The 18,784-nt window shown below is 59.5% G+C and carries 14 protein-coding genes; 7 read left to right on the plus strand and 7 right to left on the minus strand.

Features of this window, described 5'->3' with window-relative positions:
• Positions 1–86: 86 nt before the first annotated feature.
• Positions 87–344, plus strand: coding sequence for a hypothetical protein (locus EL257_RS23190; protein ID WP_016773118.1), 258 nt, complete (start codon positions 87–89; stop codon positions 342–344).
• A 137-nt stretch (positions 345–481) separates the two neighbouring features.
• On the opposite strand, the gene EL257_RS23200 is transcribed toward EL257_RS23190, so the two are convergent.
• The 3 genes from EL257_RS23200 to EL257_RS23210 all read right to left on the minus strand — a co-directional run bounded on the left by EL257_RS23200 (position 482) and on the right by EL257_RS23210 (position 2,145).
• Positions 482–1,099 carry an FKBP-type peptidyl-prolyl cis-trans isomerase gene (locus EL257_RS23200; protein ID WP_093098187.1) on the minus strand — a complete coding sequence of 206 codons (618 nt, stop codon included), beginning with the start codon at positions 1,097–1,099 and terminating at the stop codon, positions 482–484.
• A gap of 120 nt (positions 1,100–1,219) precedes the next feature.
• On the minus strand, positions 1,220–1,525 hold the full coding sequence (locus EL257_RS23205) for a DUF6482 family protein (protein ID WP_090286453.1): 306 nt from the start codon (positions 1,523–1,525) through the stop codon (positions 1,220–1,222).
• Between the two features lie 131 nt (positions 1,526–1,656).
• Positions 1,657–2,145 carry a TIGR00645 family protein gene (locus EL257_RS23210; RefSeq protein ID WP_016773116.1) on the minus strand — a complete coding sequence of 163 codons (489 nt, stop codon included), beginning with the start codon at positions 2,143–2,145 and terminating at the stop codon, positions 1,657–1,659.
• Positions 2,146–2,305: 160 nt separating this feature from the next.
• Here EL257_RS23210 and EL257_RS23215 point away from each other — a divergent pair, with 160 nt between their 5' ends.
• Positions 2,306–4,135: a hypothetical protein gene (locus EL257_RS23215; protein ID WP_126366527.1), complete on the plus strand. Its 1,830-nt coding sequence runs from the start codon at positions 2,306–2,308 to the stop codon at positions 4,133–4,135.
• 90 nt (positions 4,136–4,225) lie between these two features.
• On the opposite strand, the gene EL257_RS23220 is transcribed toward EL257_RS23215, so the two are convergent.
• Both EL257_RS23220 and EL257_RS23225 read right to left on the minus strand, forming a co-directional pair.
• The gene (locus tag EL257_RS23220; protein WP_126366529.1) at positions 4,226–4,543 is read right to left on the minus strand and encodes a hypothetical protein; all 318 of its coding nucleotides are present in this window, start codon (positions 4,541–4,543) and stop codon (positions 4,226–4,228) included.
• Between the two features lie 309 nt (positions 4,544–4,852).
• A complete protein-coding gene (locus EL257_RS23225; RefSeq protein WP_126366531.1) occupies positions 4,853–7,291 on the minus strand; it encodes a Lon protease family protein in 2,439 nt (812 codons plus the stop codon).
• Positions 7,292–7,591: 300 nt separating this feature from the next.
• Between EL257_RS23225 and EL257_RS23230 the strand changes: the two genes are divergently transcribed.
• The 4 genes from EL257_RS23230 to EL257_RS23250 all read left to right on the plus strand — a co-directional run bounded on the left by EL257_RS23230 (position 7,592) and on the right by EL257_RS23250 (position 11,197).
• Complete coding sequence (locus tag EL257_RS23230; RefSeq protein ID WP_016773112.1) at positions 7,592–8,080, plus strand: DUF3015 domain-containing protein; 489 nt, start codon at positions 7,592–7,594, stop codon at positions 8,078–8,080.
• 123 nt (positions 8,081–8,203) lie between these two features.
• Entirely contained in the window at positions 8,204–10,057 is a 1,854-nt protein-coding gene (locus tag EL257_RS23235) for a DUF4105 domain-containing protein (RefSeq protein WP_126366533.1), read from the plus strand.
• Positions 10,058–10,275: 218 nt separating this feature from the next.
• Positions 10,276–10,632, plus strand: coding sequence for a hypothetical protein (locus EL257_RS23245; protein ID WP_126366535.1), 357 nt, complete (start codon positions 10,276–10,278; stop codon positions 10,630–10,632).
• 70 nt (positions 10,633–10,702) lie between these two features.
• Entirely contained in the window at positions 10,703–11,197 is a 495-nt protein-coding gene (locus EL257_RS23250; RefSeq protein WP_126366537.1) for a GreA/GreB family elongation factor, read from the plus strand.
• Here the strand turns inward: EL257_RS23250 and gdhA are convergent.
• The gene (gene gdhA, locus EL257_RS23255; RefSeq protein WP_126366539.1) at positions 11,194–12,531 is read right to left on the minus strand and encodes an NADP-specific glutamate dehydrogenase; all 1,338 of its coding nucleotides are present in this window, start codon (positions 12,529–12,531) and stop codon (positions 11,194–11,196) included. The genes EL257_RS23250 and gdhA overlap by 4 nt on opposite strands.
• 370 nt (positions 12,532–12,901) lie before the next feature.
• A complete protein-coding gene (ettA, locus tag EL257_RS23260; RefSeq protein WP_126366541.1) occupies positions 12,902–14,566 on the minus strand; it encodes an energy-dependent translational throttle protein EttA in 1,665 nt (554 codons plus the stop codon).
• A 286-nt stretch (positions 14,567–14,852) separates the two neighbouring features.
• On the opposite strand from ettA, the gene morA reads away from it, so the two are divergent.
• The gene (gene morA / locus EL257_RS23265) at positions 14,853–18,701 is read left to right on the plus strand and encodes a cyclic di-GMP receptor MorA (protein WP_126366543.1); all 3,849 of its coding nucleotides are present in this window, start codon (positions 14,853–14,855) and stop codon (positions 18,699–18,701) included.
• The last annotated feature ends 83 nt before the right edge of the window (positions 18,702–18,784 follow it).

The following is an 18,784-nucleotide window of genomic DNA, read 5'->3' on the forward strand; positions in this document are numbered from 1 at the left end:
AGAAAAAATCACTATCCGCCAATAGGCTCTTGCTATTTCGATAATAAGAATTATTCTCATTGAAACCTTTCAAGGAGATGAGACCCATGACTTATTTGATCGACGCCTGGCTGGACCGCCCCCACCCATACCTCAGAATCCTCCATCGGGAAACCGGTGAAGTCTGCGCGGTGCTTGAAGAAGAGGCTCTGCACGAATTGCAGGACCAAGGCGATCTGGACGTCAGCAGTCTGAACTCCAGCGAGCCGTTGGTGCTCAAGGAGCTGGTGCGCAATCTGTTCCTGTTCTGCTATGCCCGGGCGTTGCGCCCGACCAATGAGCTGCACAACAAGATCGAAATATGAGCGGTAATACAAAACCTGTGGAAGCGAGCCTGCTCGCGAAAGCGGTCGATCAGCCAACAAACCAGTCGACTGAAAGGACGCCTTCGCGAGCAGGCTCGCTCCCACAGGATTAGCCCGCCGCGAAGGCAGGCCCGGAATTACAGAACGTCCAGCAGCTCGACGTCGAATACCAGAACGCTGTGCGGCGGGATGCTGCCAACGCCTTGAGCGCCGTAAGCCAGTTCGCTCGGCACGTACAGGCGCCATTTGCTGCCGGCATTCATCAATTGCAGGGCTTCGGTCCAGCCAGCGATCACGCCGCCAACCGGGAATTCGGCCGGCTGGCCGCGCTCGTAGGAGCTGTCGAATACGGTGCCGTCGATCAGAGTGCCGTGGTAGTGGGTACGTACCTGGTCTTCACGGGTCGGCTTGGCGCCGTCGCCCTGAGTCAGCACTTCGAATTGCAGGCCGGAGGCCAGGGTGGTGATGCCGTCACGCTTGGCGTTTTCCGCGAGGAAGGCCAGGCCTTCGCCAGCAGCCGCTTCAGCTTTGGCAGCCGCTTCGGCTTGCATGATTTCGCGGATCACCTTGAAGCTGGCGGACATTTCTTCCTGGCCAACACGGCTTTCCTTACCGGCGAAAGCGTCAGTCAGACCGGCCAGGATCGCGTCCAGGCTGACACCCGGTGGCGGGTTGTCGCGCAGCTGGTCGCCGAGTTGACGGCCGATACCGTAGCTGACGCGGGTTTCGTCGGTGGACAGATTTACTTCGGACATGACACTGCTCCGCTGTGCGGACGGCCACAAGACTTGCCGTGCGTACACAGCGCGTCCCGGCGCGCCCGGAACCAAAAGGGCGAGCAGACTAGCACAGATACCCGAAGCTTGGGGTCGCGGCTAGAGGGCTGAACGCCACGCCAGCGGCACTTTCAGGCTTTCATTGATGCCACCGCCCAAGCCACACATTTCGTCGTGCACCGAGGTGTGGACCAGATTGAACGGCAGCACCGGAAAGGCGTGCAACATATCTCGCGCATGCTCGACGGAGCGAAGCGTCAGGGTTTTTCCCAGCGGATCATGGAGCGGATGAGCCGCCCCGTGCATGCGCGCCTCGAGCAGATAAATCCCGCCTTCCATGGAGATCAGATTCAGCTCGTCGACCTTGCCGGCGATGGCAAACGCGTTCAACTCTTGCAGATTCATGGAAGCACCTCACACCATGGAGAATCGCACCGTTAAGGGATAGGCCGATGCGCTTCAAAGTACAAGCCACAAACAAAACCGCCCGTCTGTTTTGCAACAGACGGGCGGTTTTTGCCATCCTGATCAGTCGATCAGTGCTTGGTGACCTTATCCAGGTAACCCATGGCAAACGCCGAGACCACAAAGGTCATGTGAATGATCACGTACCACATCAGATGCTCGGGATCGACATTCTTGGCGTCCATGAAGATACGCAGCAAGTGGATCGACGAAATCGCCACGATCGAGGCGGCGACTTTCATCTTCAGCGACGAGGAGTCCATGGTGCCCAGCCAGCTGAGCTTCTCTTTGCCCTCATCGATGTCCAGTTGCGAAACGAAATTCTCGTAACCGGAAATCATCACCATCACCAACAGACCGCCGACCAGCGCCATGTCGATCAGCGACAGCAGCACCAGAATCAAATCCGATTCAGCCATCGCAAACACGTTGGGCAGGATATGGATGATTTCCTGGAAGAACTTCAATGCCAGCGCCAGGAGACCGAGGGACAAGCCGATATAGATCGGCGCCAGCAGCCAGCGGGTGGCGTACATTGCATTTTCGATAAAGCGTTCCATTGAATCTCACACAAGGGGCTGGAAATGGCGGCGAGTATAACAGCCCGCCATGACCGCCAGAAACCGCCGGAAAATCCGCAACCTGCGTGTGTGTGACAAAGTTTTTCTGCTAGTGTCCAAGCCATTGACAGCCCCGTGACAGTGGACAGGACGCGTGAAAATGGATGTGCGATTACCGTTGACGACCGCCGCAATCTGCTTCGCCCTGCTCATCGGCGGTTGCTCGCCCGGCGACGAAAAGCGCGTCGCCAACCTCGACGAAAAAACCGCCACCTTCGAGCAGTCACTGGACGCGGTCAGCGACCCGAAACTCAAGGATGCGATCACCGAACTCGGCGGTTCGCTGCTGTTGCTGGAACGCGCCCGACTCAAGCTCGACGAGATTGCGCCGCAGACCGAATACGGCGAAGACGCCCTCGCCGTGCTCAAGCATTACCCCGCTCCGCAGGCGCTGGTCGATACTTTTATCAATGGCCTGTTCGTGCTGCACAAGGACGCCAGCTCCGATTACCTCACCGATTTGCAGCCGGTGTTTCCGTTCAACCTGAATATTCCCGGCGGCTTCCTGTTTCCCCACGGCATCGAATGGCATTCGGTGACGCTGAGCAACAAACGCGTCATCGCCTGGCAACCGGAGTGGTCGGAAACCGATCCTGGCATTCAGCTCAGCCCGTCCAGCTCCAACGTGACCAACCCTGACGACCTGACCGTGACCTACCCGTTCATCGATGGTTTGAACGTCGACAAGAAAAGCCTGCCGCAACCGGTCAGCCTGCAAGGCCAGATCGAAGTCATCGCGCCACGTCGCCTGTACAGCTTCGATCTGACGCAGAAAGACGTCGGCCAGACTCACACCAACGATAACCTCAGCGTCAAATTGCTCAGGCTGGAGAAGAACTACGCCGAGGTCGAAGTCAGCAACAGCCTGCCGCTGGCTGCAGAAGTGGCCGAAACGCGCATCAACCCGCTGATCGTTCAGGCTCGCGATGCCAGCGGCCAGTACCTGGTGCGCGCCGGTTCGATCAACGAAAGCCCGGAACAGGTCGCGTTTTATCAGCAGCAACTGGCGCAGTTACAGAAGCAGCAAAGCTGGAGCGACACGCTGGAGAAACAACTCAGCGACGATCAGCAAACATTCGAGAAAGAGCATCCGCGCCGCTACAACAAGGTCTACTTTCATGGCCCGATCGACACGCTGGAAGTCAGTGTGCTCGATTTCTCCCAGGCGACGGTGACGCGCAAGACCCTCGATCTGCCGGTTCGCACGTTCAATCAGCACACCACCGCAAAAGCCGTGCAGCCGTTGGACTTGCCGGTAGTGGTTTACGACGATCTGGCCGCCAACTGGCTAAAAGGCGCGAGCCTGACGGAGGAACAACTGAAGGCTGGCGTCCGCGTCCATCAATCAGTGGAAGAACCCAGCGCGGCACGCATCGAGTTTTCCCATCGCCGCACTTTCAACGACGAATTGCTGGGCGACGAGCTCAATCCCGGTGTCAGTCCCGTGACGTTCTTCACGGAAAAGCGCGGCGGCAAACTCGACGAACCGATTGAATTGCCACCCGAGGCGTATCAAGTCGACCCGCTGCGCGCGACGATTACTTACGATCTGAACCTGTTCCCGGAAACCCCGGCGATCGCCGTGGGCTCGATGCCGTTGTTTCTGGCGACTGTGGCCAAGCAAGCCTATGACGCCAAGTCCTTGCCCAAAGGCCTGGAAATCAAGGACAACACGCTGGTGGTGGACCTCAAAGCGTTCCCGGCCAACGAGTGGCGCTTCTTCGTCAAGGACGACAGTGGCAACTACCTCAAGCAGATTCTCTCGGTCAGTCATGATGCCGGCGCAGAAGGCCCGGCGCTGTTCGGCGTGCATTACTTTTACGGGCGACCGACCCGCGTGGAGACGTATCAGCGGACCGAGGTTGGCACTGTGCAATATGGCTTTGAGGTCAAGCTCGACAAGGCGCCGGTGGATGATGTTTCGCCTTGAGAGACAAGATCGCAGCCTGCGGCAGCTCCTACAGGGACTTGCGTCAGTTTGCCGGCGGCCTTTAGCCGGGCGCGGCATTTCCGGGATGCGTCAGTTCAGGCTGCGGCTGCGACCGCCGTTGATCTGGCGCAGTTGGGCTTGCAGGTGCAGGCTCCAGATCTGTGGATCATCGGCCAATTCGTAGCCATGCAAGGTCAGGCTCTCGACGATGGTATCGAGAATTGACTCAGCCGCCACCGGTCCGTGGAACGGGCCCTGGGCTTTGATCGCGGAAGGTTGTTCGCCAGCCATACCGGCGGCGAAGAGCAATGTCCACATGCCGTTATCGCCGGCGAGCGGCTTCACAGCGCATTCGATTCGGGTAACGAGACCCAGGCATTGACGGGTAAGGCAGAGGTTGCGCGACATGGCGGCGACCCTCGGTAAAGCCGGTATTCAGCCCCCACGGGAGGACTGGCTCGATCCAGTGATACTGTCGATATCCTTGACCTGAGAATAGAAGAAAAGTGTCCCGCGCAAAGCCAAATGGAACCAGAAGGCGCCGAATGGTCATTGTGTGAATATTGGCGCCAGACTTGTGGCGAATTTTCGCGGTCACACGAAACAAACGTGGGAGCGAGCCTGCTCGCGAATGCGGGGTCTCAGGCAACTTGTTCGTCGTCTGATACGCTGCTTTCGCGAGCAGGCTCGCTCCCATAGTTTCAACCGCGTTGAGGCTTAGGCAGGTTTGGCTTCGGCTAATGCCTCTTGGGCCAGTTCTTTCTCGGCCTCCTTGAGATCCTCTTCGCTGATCATCTCGGCGATATCGCGCAGGCGCTCGACGACTCGCGCGTTGATGCTGCCTTCGGGAAATTCACCGTCCTCATTCGGCTCGCCCGCCGGCTCGCCGACCAGCAAGCTCAACGCTTCGTCAGCCTGACGCACTGCGTAAACGTGGAACTGCCCGGCCCGCACCGCCGCCAGGACTTTCTCGTCGAGCATCAGCGTGGCAACGTTGGCCTGCGGAATGATTGCGCCCTGCTCGCCGGTCAGCCCGCGTGCTTCGCAGAGGCGGAAGAAGCCTTCGATCTTCTCGTTGACCCCGCCAACTGCCTGCACTTCGCCGAACTGATTGATCGAACCGGTAATCGCGAAGCACTGCTTGAGCGGGGTTTTCGACAGCGCCGAAATCAGCGTACACGCCTCGCCCAGCGACGCACTGTCGCCATCGACATAACCGTAGGATTGCTCCAGCGCGATACTCGCGGAAATCGCCAGCGGAAATTCCTGCGCATAGCGGCTGCCCAGATAGCCGGTGAGGATCATCACGCCTTTGGAGTGGATCGGCTGGCCGAGATTGACCTCACGCTCGATGTCGACAATGCCGCTGCCGCCCGGATAGACCGTGGCGGAAATCCGCGCTGGCACGCCAAAGGCCGAGTCGCCGACTTCCAGCACGGTCAGCCCGTTGCATTTGCCGACCGCTGCGCCATCGGTATCGATGAGGATGATCCCGGCGAGCATGTCGTCGAGAATTCGCGCGGAGACACGGCCGGTGCGCGTGGCCTTGGCTTTCAGCGCGCGCTCGATATGCCCGGCATCGGTCATTTCATCGCCGGCCAGGTGACGGATGAAATCCGCCTCGCTGACCAGTTGAAACAGATCGCCGATACGCGCCGACAAGCGCCCCTGATGCTCGGCCAGACGTGCGCTGTACGTCGCCAGGCGTGCCACCGCATCGGCGGTCAGCGGCGCCATGCCTTCTTCCGAAGTGCGGGTTTTCAACAATTGGGCAAATTGCTCCAGACTCTCGTCGACCATCGGAATGTCTTCGTCGAAGTCGACCAGAACGCGGAACATCTCCTGGAAGTCCGGATCGAGGTCTTGCAGCGTGTAGTACAACTGCCGCGCGCCGATGATGATCACTTTGACCTGCAACGGGATGTGCTGAGGGTTGAGGGTCACCGTGGCGAAACGGCCCATCTCGCCCAACGGCGATTCCATTTTCAGCTTGCGCGATTGCAGGGCGCGTTTCAGCGCATCCCACACAAACGGCTCGCTGAGCATTTTTTCCGCTTCGAGAATCAGAAAACCGCCGTTGGCGCGATGCAGCGCTCCCGGCCGCAACTGCCGATAGGTGGTGTAGAGCGCGCCCTGATCGGTGGTGTATTCGATACGGCCGAACAGATTTTCATAGGTCGGGTGAGGCTCGAAAACCACCGGCGCACCACCGCTGGCGGGATGCCCGACCACCAGACTCGGCGCGTATTGCTCTTCCAGCAACTTGCGCGCTACAGCGTCGGTCTTGCTGTCGTCGACCAACTGCTCGACCACGGTTTTCAGCAGGTACACCTGCATCGCTTGCAAGTAGCCGCAGACCGCTGCGTTTTCCGCGTACTTCTCCGACAGTGGCGCCAGCAACGGCTGCAAGGCCAACGTGATGGTTTCTTCGTTCAGTGAACGCAGTTGATTGTTCGATTCGCGCTTCCACTGCGGCAGGCTCGCGAGCTCTTCGTTCAAGCGCTCTTCGAGACCGGAAATGTCATCGTGAAAACGCTCGCGCTCGGCTTCCGGCAACTGGGCGAATTCGGCTTCATCCAGGGCCTTGCCGTCGAGCATCGGCGTGAAAGCGATGTTGCTGCTGTCGCGGTACAGGGCGACGTCTTTTTCCAGGGCCAGACGCTCGATGACGTCGAGGGCCTTGTCGTAGCGCTGGTTGAAGGCGCGGTCGATGGCACTTTTCTTTTGCTGGTAGGACGGATGTTCGAAGACCGCCGGGAAGGTCGCCAGCAGGTTGTCGATCAGGCCGTTGATGTCGCCGATGAACGCGGCCGCCGTGCCCGATGGCAGCTCCAGTGCGCGCGGTTCCCGCGGCTCATCGAAGTTGTTGACGTAGACCCAGTCCGCCGGGGTCTGCAGGCGTTTGCCTTCGGCTTTCAGGTAGCGTTTGACGAACGAGAAACGGCCGGTACCGGGCTCGCCCATGACGAATACGTTGTAACCGGGGCGCGGCATCGCCACACCGAACTGCAAGGCTTCGACCGCGCGTTCCTGGCCGAGCACACCGCGAAAGGGCTCCAGATCATTGGTGGTAGTGAAGCTGAACTGTTCAGCGGAAAACGGACGAGTCAGCGCTTCGGGCGCAAGACGCAGGCTGGCAGCAACAGGATCAGGCATCGGGCTTCCTTAACAATCAGGCGGGGCAGGTAGCGGCATTCTGGCGCTGCCCGTGCCCCACTGGCAAGGCGCGCCACATGACAAAGCATAGACAAGCGCGCGGCCGCCCGAAGCTTCCCGGTAAATCAGAGGTTTATTCCAAATATTTTGCAAAAAGACACGGAACCGCTGGAACGTGCCTAAACTCCAAACTGCGCGGCTGGAACTAATACCGGCCCACTGACACTTTCGCCTCTGTCCAGACAGAGCGCGAAGGGCCAGAACCCTGTCCATTGGTATGCACATAAAGAGAACAAAGCTATGAAACGGATTCTTCTCGGTACTCTCTTCACCGCTGTATCCATCAACGCAATGGCGCAAGCCCCGGGCGGCCCGGATTGCGGTTGGGGCAACATGCTGTTCGAAGGTCAGCGTGGCACCCCGGCGCATTTCCTTGCTTCCACCACCAACGGCACTTCCGGTAACGCCACGTTCGGTATGACTTCCGGCACCAACGGTTGCTCGACCAACGCATCGCTGACTTACGGCGGCAAATCCTGGTTCGCCATGAATGGCATGATGAACGAGCTGTCCGAAGACATGGCCAAAGGCAACGGCGAAGCGCTGACGACTTATGCCGTGGTACTGGGCGTAGCACCGGAAGATCGCGCGCACTTCGCACAAGTGACCCACGAGCACTTCCAGCAGATCTTCAGCAAAGCTGACGTGACCGCTGAAGACGTGCATACCAACACCCTGGCAGTACTGAAATCGGACCCGCGTCTGGCCAAGTACGCAACTCAGGCTTAAGCTCGACCCTGCCCGCTTCCTTCGGGAAGCGGGTTTTTATTTTTTGCAAATGACCCGTTGCACTCGTCAGCGCCGACAGTTCGATGGGATTGAATTTTTTTCTTTCGACTTAAGTTGCCACCTATGCTCAAACGCCTTGCCTGGCTGGCGCTCTGTGTCTGCGCCCCGCTGTCCGCCGCGCCTCACATCGATCCTCAACGTTTGCAGCAACTGGCCAACGACCGCTTCTGGATTTCCCTCGGTCACTACGAAACCGCGAAGCTCGGCGGCTGGCGCAGCTATGTCAGCGACAGGAAGTTCTTTCTCGCCCCCGACGGCAACGAGCATCCGGACCGCGAACTGGCTGCCACCGTGCAGGCGCTATATGCCCCGGCCAGCCTCGGCGAGCAGCACGCACAATGCGTTTATCCGGCGCGCACGCGCTGGCTGAAAGCGCAGCTCAACCTCTCCGACCTGCCAGCGCCGGAATGCGCCGAATACAGGAAGTGGTTCAAGGACGTCTCGCCGCACAGTGCGGTGATGATTTTCCCGGCGGCCTACCTCAACAGCCCCTCGTCCATGTTCGGCCACACCTTGCTGCGCATCGATCAGGCGGACGTGCAGGCCGACAAGACCTCGCTCCTCAGCTACGCGATCAACTTCGGCGCCTACATCGAAGGCTCGGACAACAGCATTCTCTACGCTTGGAAGGGCTTGATGGGCGGCTATCCGGGGCTGTTCGCGCTGGTGCCGTACCAGGAAAAACTGTCGGAATACCGCAGCCTGGAAAACCGCGACCTGTGGGAATACCGGCTCAATCTGACCCAGGAAGAAACCGCACGCATGGTCGAACATGTGTGGGAGCTCAAGCAGATTCAGTTCGACTATTTCTTCTTCGACGAAAACTGCTCGTATCGATTGCTCGAGCTGCTGCAAGTGGCGCGCCCGAGCCTGCGCCTGACCGAACAGTTCCCGCTGACAGCTATTCCGACCGACACCGTCAAAGCCGTGAAGGAAGCGGGGTTGGTCGAACACATTGAATATCGCCCGTCCCGCGAACGTGAACTGCTCAGCCGCGCCGAGCCGTTGAGCGATGATGAACAGCAATGGGTGTTGAAAGTCAGCGCCGATCAAAAAGTCCTGCAAGAGCCAACATTCAAAGCCCTGCCCCGCGAGCGTCAGGCATTGATCGTCGACGCGGCTTATCGTCTCGAGCGTTACCGCGCCAATGGCCAGGAACGTGATCCGCAACGCGCGCAACGCAGTTTCGAACTGCTGCGCGCAATCAACAAGAACCCTGCGCCGGAGCTGGACATTCCGCAACCCGGTCTGCCCGAAGATGGCCACGAGTCTCGCACCTGGCAGGCCGGCCTTGGTACTCGCGGTGATCGCGCGTTCGGCGAATATGGTCTGCGCATGGCCTATCACGACCTCAATGACAACGCCGAAAGTTTCCCCCTCGGCGCGCAGATCGAAATCCTGCAACTGAAATTGCGCCAGTACGAAGGCAACGACTGGCAGTTGCAGCAACTGGATCTGGCGACCATTCGCTCGCTGACGCCACGTAACGAGTTGCTGCAACCGTTGTCGTGGCAAGTCACTGGTGGTCTCGAACGCGTGCCGGGCAAGCATGACGACGAAACGCTGGTAAGCCACGTCAACGGTGGCGGCGGCGGTACCTGGGCGCTGGGCGACGATGTGCTGGGCTTTGCCCTCGGCACGGTGCGCGTGGAACACAACAATGATTTTGCCGAATTTGTCTCCCCGGCCGGCGGCTTCAACACTGGCGTGCTGTGGAAAAACCCGCTGGGCAATCTAAGCCTTGAGGCCAAGGGCGATTATTTCTTCAACGGCGAAGTGCGCCGCAGCCTGAGCCTGAATCAGCAGTGGGAATTAACGCGCAACCTTGGTTTGCGCCTGAGTGCGCAGCGCGAGTTCAGCCAGCTCGCCAGCCCGGAAACGGAAGTCATGCTTGAGGTGAAGTGGTATCACTATTGATCCCGAGCCGGTGTAAATCTCATTGTGGGGGCGAGCCTGCTCGCGAAGACGGTGGGTCAGTCAATAATGGTGCTGCCTGACACGATGCCTTCGCGAGCAGGCTCGCTCCCACAGGGGATTGTGGCGTCCAATGGATTTTTCACAGGCCTTCGACAGCCGCCTCATGAATCCCCTTCTAGACTTTCCTTATGAGCCGAGTATCGGCGCGGGAGAGTGCGATGTGGCAGTGCGTTGGGTTGTTGGGCGTTGTATTGGCGCTGGGCGGTTGCCAGACCACCCATGAAGACTTGATCGCCAAAGGTTATCCGCCAGCCTTCGCCGACGGTTTCGATGACGGTTGCGTCAGCGGCCGGCAAGCGGCGGGTTCGATCAGCGGCGAGTTTCGCAAGAACGTGCCGCGCTATCTGAAGGATCAGCAATACGCCGAAGGCTGGGTCGACGGTTTTCGCCAATGCCAGGCGATGCTGGAAAACAAGGACCGCGAACAATACCGCAACGAGCATTGGGACGAACGCGAGCGGGCCTGGCAGCAGCAAAAAGAGCAGGACGCCGGACGGGCTTATCGCTCGCAATAGGTCGTTTGCAGACATCCATTGAAACCAAATGCCGGCAACCATGGCCCAAATCTTTTGAGAGGAGGACTCCATGAGTCGCGCATTCGTCAACGAAGACAACGCCGCCGCGCAGGCCGATCAGCCGGTCGAACGTCAGGTCAGCACGCAGCCCAATTACGTCACGCCGCAAGGTCTGGCGCAGTTGCAGGCGAAAGTCGCCGAATTGCAGAGCCTGCACGCCGAGCAAACCGCCAAGGGCGAGCAGGCCGACAAGCAACGGCTGGCAGACCTGCAACGGGATTTGCGCTATTTCACCCATCGTCTGAGCAGCGCCCAAGTCGCAGTCGCTGCGACCTCCACCGACAAGGTGCAGATCGGTAGCTGGGTGACTTTTGCCGACGAGCACGACACTGAACACCGTGTGCAACTGGTCGGCGAGGATCAGGCCGACGCCAATCAGGGCCTCATCAACTGGGCCTCACCGCTGGGCCGGGCCTTGCTCGGCGCCCGGCTCAACGATGAAGTGCTGTGGCAGCGACCTGCCGGCGATCAACTGATCGAAGTGATCCGCATCGAACCGGCTTAAACCACGCCTTGCGCCAGCATCGCATCGGCGACTTTGACGAAGCCGGCGATGTTCGCGCCCTTGACGTAATTGACCTGACCGTTCTCTTCGCCGTAATGCACGCAGGCGTGGTGGATCGATTGCATGATCGCGTGCAGCTTGCTGTCCACCTCACCCGCCGTCCACAGCAGGCGCATGGCGTTTTGCGACATCTCCAGACCGCTCACTGCGACGCCGCCGGCGTTGGACGCTTTGCCCGGCGCGAAGAGGATGCCTGCCTCGATAAAGATATCCACAGCCTCGAGCGTGGTCGGCATGTTCGCGCCTTCAGCGACACAGACACAGCCGTTACGGAGCAAGGTGCGCGCAGCTTCGGCGTCGAGCTCATTCTGCGTGGCGCAGGGCAGCGCGATGTCACACGGCAACGACCACGGATGCTGGCCCGCACGGAATTCCAGACCGAACGCGCCGGCCAGTTCGCTGATGCGTCCACGCTTGACGTTTTTCAGTTCCAGCAGCGCCAGCCACTGATCCTCGGTCAGTCCTGATTCGCAAAACAGCGTGCCTTCGGAATCGGACAGGGAAATCACTTTGCCGCCCAGATCCATCACTTTGCGCGCCGCGTATTGCGCAACGTTGCCGGAGCCGGAAATTGCCACGCGCTTGCCTTCCACGGTCTGCCCGCGACGCTTGAGCATTTCTTCGGCGAAGTAAACGCAGCCGAAACCGGTGGCTTCCGGGCGAATCAAGCTGCCACCGTAGGTCATGCCCTTGCCGGTGAGGACGCTGGTGAACTGGTTGCTCAGGCGCTTGTACTGGCCGAACAGGAATCCGATCTCCCGCGCACCGACGCCAATGTCACCGGCCGGCACGTCAACGTCGGCGCCGATGTGGCGATACAACTCGCTCATGAACGCCTGGCAGAAACGCATGACTTCAGCGTCACTCTTGCCCTTCGGATCGAAGTCCGAGCCACCCTTGCCGCCGCCCATCGGCAACGAGGTCAGCGAGTTCTTGAACGTCTGCTCGAAGGCGAGGAATTTCAGCACGCCGAGGTTCACCGACGGATGGAAACGCAAGCCACCTTTGTATGGGCCGATGGCGCTGTTCATCTGGATGCGGAAACCGCGATTGACCTGGACTTTGCCTTGATCGTCGACCCACGACACGCGAAACACCACCGCCCGCTCCGGCTCGCAAATGCGTTCCAGAATCCCCGATGTCAGATAGCGCGGATTGGCTTCAAGAAATGGCCACAGACTGCGCAGTACTTCTTCGACAGCCTGGTGAAATTCGGGCTGATCCGGGTCGCGTTTTTTCAAGCGTGCAAGGAAGGATTCGACGGATTCGATCATGGGAAAAGTCTCGGCAAATTTATTGTCGTTGGAGGAGATTGGGCCGGACTGTAACAAACGAAATGCGCACAGGAACAGAGCAAAATGTCGCAGTTATGAAATTAAATGGTGCACAGGATATAAATGGAGCTGGTTTTTGGCTCTGATCTGCACCTGAATGGGGAGAACAAGCTTGATTGATGCACCAACAGTTATACCGCCATCGCTGGCAGCCAGCTCCCACAGTTTTAGCGGCGTTCACATATCCCGGGCATGACAAAAATCCTGTGGGAGCTGGCTTGCCAGCGATGAATCCACCTCGGTATTTCTGAACAACCGGGCAAAAAAAAACGGAGCCCGAAGGCTCCGCTTTTTCTGCAACCAACCTGAATCAGGCCAGTTTCTTGTGGCGTACCCGATGTGGCTGGGCCGCTGCTTCGCCGAGGCGCTTTTTGCGGTCGGCTTCGTACTCGGTGTAGTTGCCTTCGAAGAACACCGCTTGCGAGTCGTCTTCGTACGCCAGGATGTGCGTGGCCACGCGGTCAAGGAACCACCGATCGTGAGAGATCACAATGGCGGCGCCCGGGAAGTCCAGCAGCGCTTCTTCCAGCGAACGCAGGGTTTCCACGTCGAGGTCGTTGGACGGTTCGTCGAGCAGCAGGACGTTGCCGCCCTCCTTCAGGGTCAGCGCCAGATGCAGGCGACCGCGCTCACCACCGGACAGATCCTTGACGAACTTCTGCTGGTCGCCGCCCTTGAAGTTGAAGCGGCCGACATAAGTACGCGACGGGATCTCGTAGTTGCCGATGCGGATCTGGTCGGAGCCGTCGGAGATCTGCTGGAACACGGTCTTGCTGCCGTCGAGGTCTTCGCGGCTCTGATCGACGCAGGCCAGTTGCACGGTTTCACCGACTTCGATGGTGCCCGAATCCGGTGTTTCCTTGCCCATCAGCATGCGAAACAGAGTCGACTTACCGGCACCGTTACCGCCGATCACGCCAACGATGGCGCCTTTTGGCATCGAGAACGACAGGTTGTCGATCAACACGCGATCGCCGTAACCTTTGCTGACGTTCTTGAATTCGATGACTTTGTCGCCCAGACGCGGGCCGGCCGGGATGTAGATTTCGTTGGTTTCGCTGCGCTTCTGGAATTCCTGCGATTGCATTTCTTCGAAGCGCTGCAGACGTGCCTTGGATTTCGACTGGCGGGCCTTGGCGCCTTTGCGCACCCACTCCAGTTCTTCTTTCATGGCTTTTTCGTGGGCCGACTGCTGCTTGGATTCCTGGGCCAGACGATCGGACTTGGCTTCGAGCCAGCCCGAATAGTTGCCCTCGTAAGGAATGCCCGCGCCGCGGTCGAGTTCGAGAATCCAGCCAGCAACATTGTCGAGGAAGTAACGGTCGTGCGTAATCGCGACCACGGTGCCCGGGAAGTCGTGGAGGAAATGCTCCAGCCACGCCACGGAGTCGGCATCCAGGTGGTTGGTCGGTTCATCGAGCAGCAGCATGTCTGGCGCAGACAGCAGCAAGCGGCACAGCGCCACACGACGCTTTTCACCACCAGAGAGGAATTCGACCTTGGCGTCCCAGGCCGGCAGACGCAGCGCGTCGGCAGCGACTTCCAGTTGACGCTCGAGGTTGTGACCGTCGCTGGCCTGCAGGATCGCTTCGAGCTTGGCCTGTTCGGCAGCAAGCTTGTCGAAGTCGGCATCCGGGTCGGCGTAGGCGGCGTAGACTTCGTCCAGACGCGCCTGTGCGTCCTTGATCACGCTGACCGCTTCCTCGACCACTTCACGCACGGTTTTGCTCGGATCAAGTTGTGGCTCTTGCGGCAGATAACCGATATTGAGGTCCGGCATCGGACGGGCTTCGCCTTCGAACTCGGTGTCGACGCCAGCCATGATTTTCAGCAGCGTGGACTTACCCGAACCGTTGAGGCCGAGCACGCCGATCTTGGCGCCGGGGAAGAAGGACAACGAAATGTTTTTGAGGATTTCCCGCTTCGGCGGAACAACTTTGCCCAGCCGATGCATGGTGAAGACGTATTGAGCCATGGAGAACCTAGGGTCAGTGACAGATGAATGATTGGAGCGCAGGCGATGCCTGGCCAGACCGGTGCGCGTCGTTCACTTGAGAGTCATCAATGCGTGCGCGCAGAAAAAGTCTGATTGTAGGAGCTGGAACGCCCCCGTCTAACCGGCAAAGCTACCTTAATGATGAAAGGCAGTCCAGCCGAGCGGGGCTGGCACTTCGCCACAACTCAAGGCATGCTAGCCGCCCTTTGGGCGTCCGGCTTATAGTGCACGTCGCGCCAGTCCAGCCAAACCGCAGGATTACAGCTTGTCCAACGTTACTCCGCCAGCTTCTGTGAGCGCGTCCAATCCGGCGACCGGCTCGCCCCTGCGCGGAACATTAAAGGGTGCGTTGGCAACTTTGGTCCTGCTGTTGCTCGCCTTGCTGTTCTGGCAACTGCTGGATCAATTGCGCGAAACCCAGAAAAACCAGCGCCAGTACACCATCGACTACACCGCCGACCTCGCCTCGCAGGTCAGTCTGAACATGGCGCTGAACGCGCAAATTGCCCTGAATCTGTTACCGATCGTCGAGCAACCGCAGTCAGCCGACGAACAGCAGGCGTTGCTGCGCAAGCTTCAGCAGTCGTTGCCCGATCTGCGCAGCATGGCTTTGCTCACCCCTTCCGGGCGGATTCTCAGCGACAGCGCCGCCGACAGCGATGACGCCGATTACCTCACCGAACTGGTGCGACGCAGCCGCGCCCAGGCGCATTACTTCAGTAATGCCGATGACGGCTCGGTGGTTCATCTGCTGCTGCATCAGGCCAGTGGCAGCACACGCGGCTACTGGGCGCTGCGCCTGACTCCGACGTTTTTTGATTCGCTGACCAAACAAGGCGAAACCGGTCTGCGGCCGCTGTGGCTGGTGGAGAACCGCCTCAACCATCAGATCATCAGTCGCGACGCCGCGCTGCCCTCGGCCAAGCCCGGCGTGCTTACCCCGGACGATCTGGCCAATACCGTGCTGACCGTGCCGCTGAGCAGCAGCGACTGGCAGTTGCGCGGCCTGTTCGACCGCCAGCGGGTACTCGAAGAATTGCTGCCGGCGTTTATCGGCAAATGCCTGCTTGGCCTCGCCTTCTCGATGCTGCCGGTGATTGCCTTGCTGAACATGCGTCGGCGTCAGCGCCAATTGCATGAAGGCCGCCGACGTTATCAGGACATTTTCGAGGGCACTGGCGTCGCGCTTTGCGTGCTCGACTTGTCCGGTCTCAAGCAGCAATTCGACAAAGCCATGATCCAGACCAGCGACCAGCTCAAGGCCTGGCTCGATCAACCTCAGCAGCGCCAACAGTTGCTGCAAGAGTTGCGCGTGACCGAAGTCAATCAGGTCGCATTGCAACTGCTTGATGTGCACTCCTGCGACGACGCCTGGCAATTGCTGATCGACGGTCAACGCCATGCTCAGCGCGCCATCGGCCAGCAAATCCTCGATGCCGTACTGCAGCAGCAGAAACAGCTCGAACTGGAAATCAAACTGCCGGGCCTCAATGGTCGCGACCAGCACCTGTGGATGGTTCTGCGTTTGCCGCAGGAGCAGCACGATTACAAAGCCGTGATCCTCAGCATCAACGACATCACCAGTCGCAAGTTGATCGAACTGTCTTTGCTGGAGCGCGAAGGTTTCTGGTCCGACGTGGTGCGCACTGTGCCGGATCACCTGTACGTGCAGGATGTGATCAGCCAGCGGATGATTTTCAGCAACCATCACCTCGGCCAGACTCTCGGTTACAACCGCAGCGAACTGCATCAGATGGGTGAATATTTCTGGGAAATCCTCCTGCACCCGGAAGACTCCGAACACTATCACCGCTCGCGCCAGCAACAGCGCCACGCCGGTTACAGCCAGTTGCTGCAATGCCAATTGCGCTTTCGTCATCGCGATGGCAAGTGGCGGCGCTTCGATATTCGTGAACAGGCACTGGCGCGGGACAAGCACGATCAGGTCACGCGGATTATCGGTGTGGCCAAGGACATCACCGAACAGATCGAGGCTAGCGAATCACTGCGTGACAGCGAACAACGTTACCGCATGCTTGCCGAAAGCATCAGCGACGTGATTTTTTCGACCGACAGCAAGCTCTCGCTGAACTACGTCAGCCCGTCGGTGCAGGCGGTGCTCGGATACAACGCCGAGTGGATTTTCGAGAATGGCTGGCAATCGACGATCGCCAACCCGGGGCAACTGAACGGCATCTACACGTTGATGGATCGGGTCAGCAAGGCCCTCGACAAACCCGAACAACTGGCGCTGTTGCGCAGTCAGGTGCAAACGCAATTGTTCCTGTTCGACTGCCTGCGCGCCGATGGTCGCAAGATTCCGATTGAGTTGCGTCTGGTGCTGGTGTGGGACGAGCATGGCGCGTTTGAAGGCGTGCTCGGTGTCGGTCGCGACATCAGCCAGCAGCGCCGCGCCGAGAAAGACCTGCGCATGGCGGCCACGGTTTTCGAACACTCGACCTCGGCGATTCTGATCACTGACCCGGCCGGCTATATCGTCCAGGCCAACGAAGCGTTCAGCCGGGTCAGCGGTTACACCGTCAGCGAAGTGCTCGATCAGTTGCCGAACATGCTCACCGTCGATGAGCAGCAGGACGCGCACTTGCGCTATGTGCTCAAGCAGTTGCACGAGCACAGCACCTGGGAAGGTGAAGTCTGGATGAAGCGCCGCAACGGCGAGCACTACCCGGCGTGGGTCGGTATCACCGCGGTGCTCGACGACGAGGGCGATCTGGCCAGTTACGTGTGCTTCTTCAGCGACATCAGCGAGCGCAAGGCCAGCGAACAGCGCATCCATCGCCTCGCCTATTACGATGCCCTCACCCATCTGCCCAACCGCACGTTGTTCCAGGATCGCCTGCACACCGCGCTGCAAGCGGCCGAGCGGCAGAAGTCGTGGGTGGTGCTGATGTTCCTCGACCTCGACCGTTTCAAACCGATCAACGACTCCCTCGGCCACGCCGCCGGCGACCGTATGTTGAAGGACATGGCCACGCGCCTGTTGGCCTGCGTCGACGATGACGACACCGTGGCGCGCATGGGCGGCGACGAGTTCACCCTGCTGCTGCAACATCGTTCCAGCCGCGAACTGGCGCTGAATCGGGCGATCCATGTTGCCGAGCAGATTCTCGCCAGCCTGGTGCGACCGTTCGTCCTCGAGGGCCGCGAATTCTTCGTCACCGCCAGTATCGGCATCGCCCTGAGTCCGCAGGACGGCAACGAACTCAGCCAGTTGATGAAGAACGCCGACACCGCGATGTACCACGCCAAGGAGCGCGGCAAAAACAACTTCCAGTTCTATCAGGCCGACATGAACGCCAGTGCGCTGGAACGTCTGGAGCTGGAAAGCGACCTGCGCCATGCCTTGGAGCAGAACGAATTCGTTCTGTATTACCAACCGCAGTTCAGCGGCGACGGCAAACGTTTGACCGGCGCCGAAGCGCTGCTGCGCTGGCGCCATCCGCGTCGCGGGCTGGTGCCGCCGGGGGATTTCATTCCGGTGCTGGAAGAGCTCGGGCTGGTGGTGGACGTCGGCGACTGGGTGATCAGCGAAGCCTGTCGGCAGCTGAAAACCTGGCACCAGCAACGCGTGCGGGTGCCGAAGGTTTCGGTAAACATCTCGGCGCGGCAGTTTTCCGATGGTCAGTTGGGCACGCGAATCGCCACGATCCTGCGCGAAACCGGCCTGCCGCCGGCGTGTCTGGAACTGGAGCTGACTGAGAGCATCCTGATGCGCGAAGTCAGCGAGGCGATGCAGATTCTCGCCGGCCTGAAAAACCTGGGTCTGAGCATCGCGGTCGATGACTTCGGCACCGGTTATTCATCGCTGAACTACCTCAAGCAGTTCCCGATCGATGTACTGAAGATCGACCGCACTTTCGTTGACGGTTTGCCGTCTGGCGAGCAGGACGCGCAGATCGCCCGCGCCATCATCGCCATGGCGCACAGCCTGAATCTTGCGGTGATCGCCGAGGGTGTGGAAACCCACGAGCAACTGGACTTCCTGCGCGAGCATGGCTGCGATGAGGTGCAAGGTTATCTGTTTGGCCGGCCGATGCCAGCGGGACGGTTCGAGGCGCAGTTCAGTAATGACGCGCTCTTCATGTTCGACTGAAGATTTTCGGTGTGCCCGAAAAGATCGCAGCCTTCGGCAGCTCCTACAGGTTTGATGCCAGTCACAAGAACCAGGTTGAGTTG

It is taken from the genome of Pseudomonas fluorescens, from assembly GCF_900636825.1.
Classification (GTDB): Bacteria; Pseudomonadota; Gammaproteobacteria; order Pseudomonadales; family Pseudomonadaceae; genus Aquipseudomonas; species Aquipseudomonas fluorescens_BG.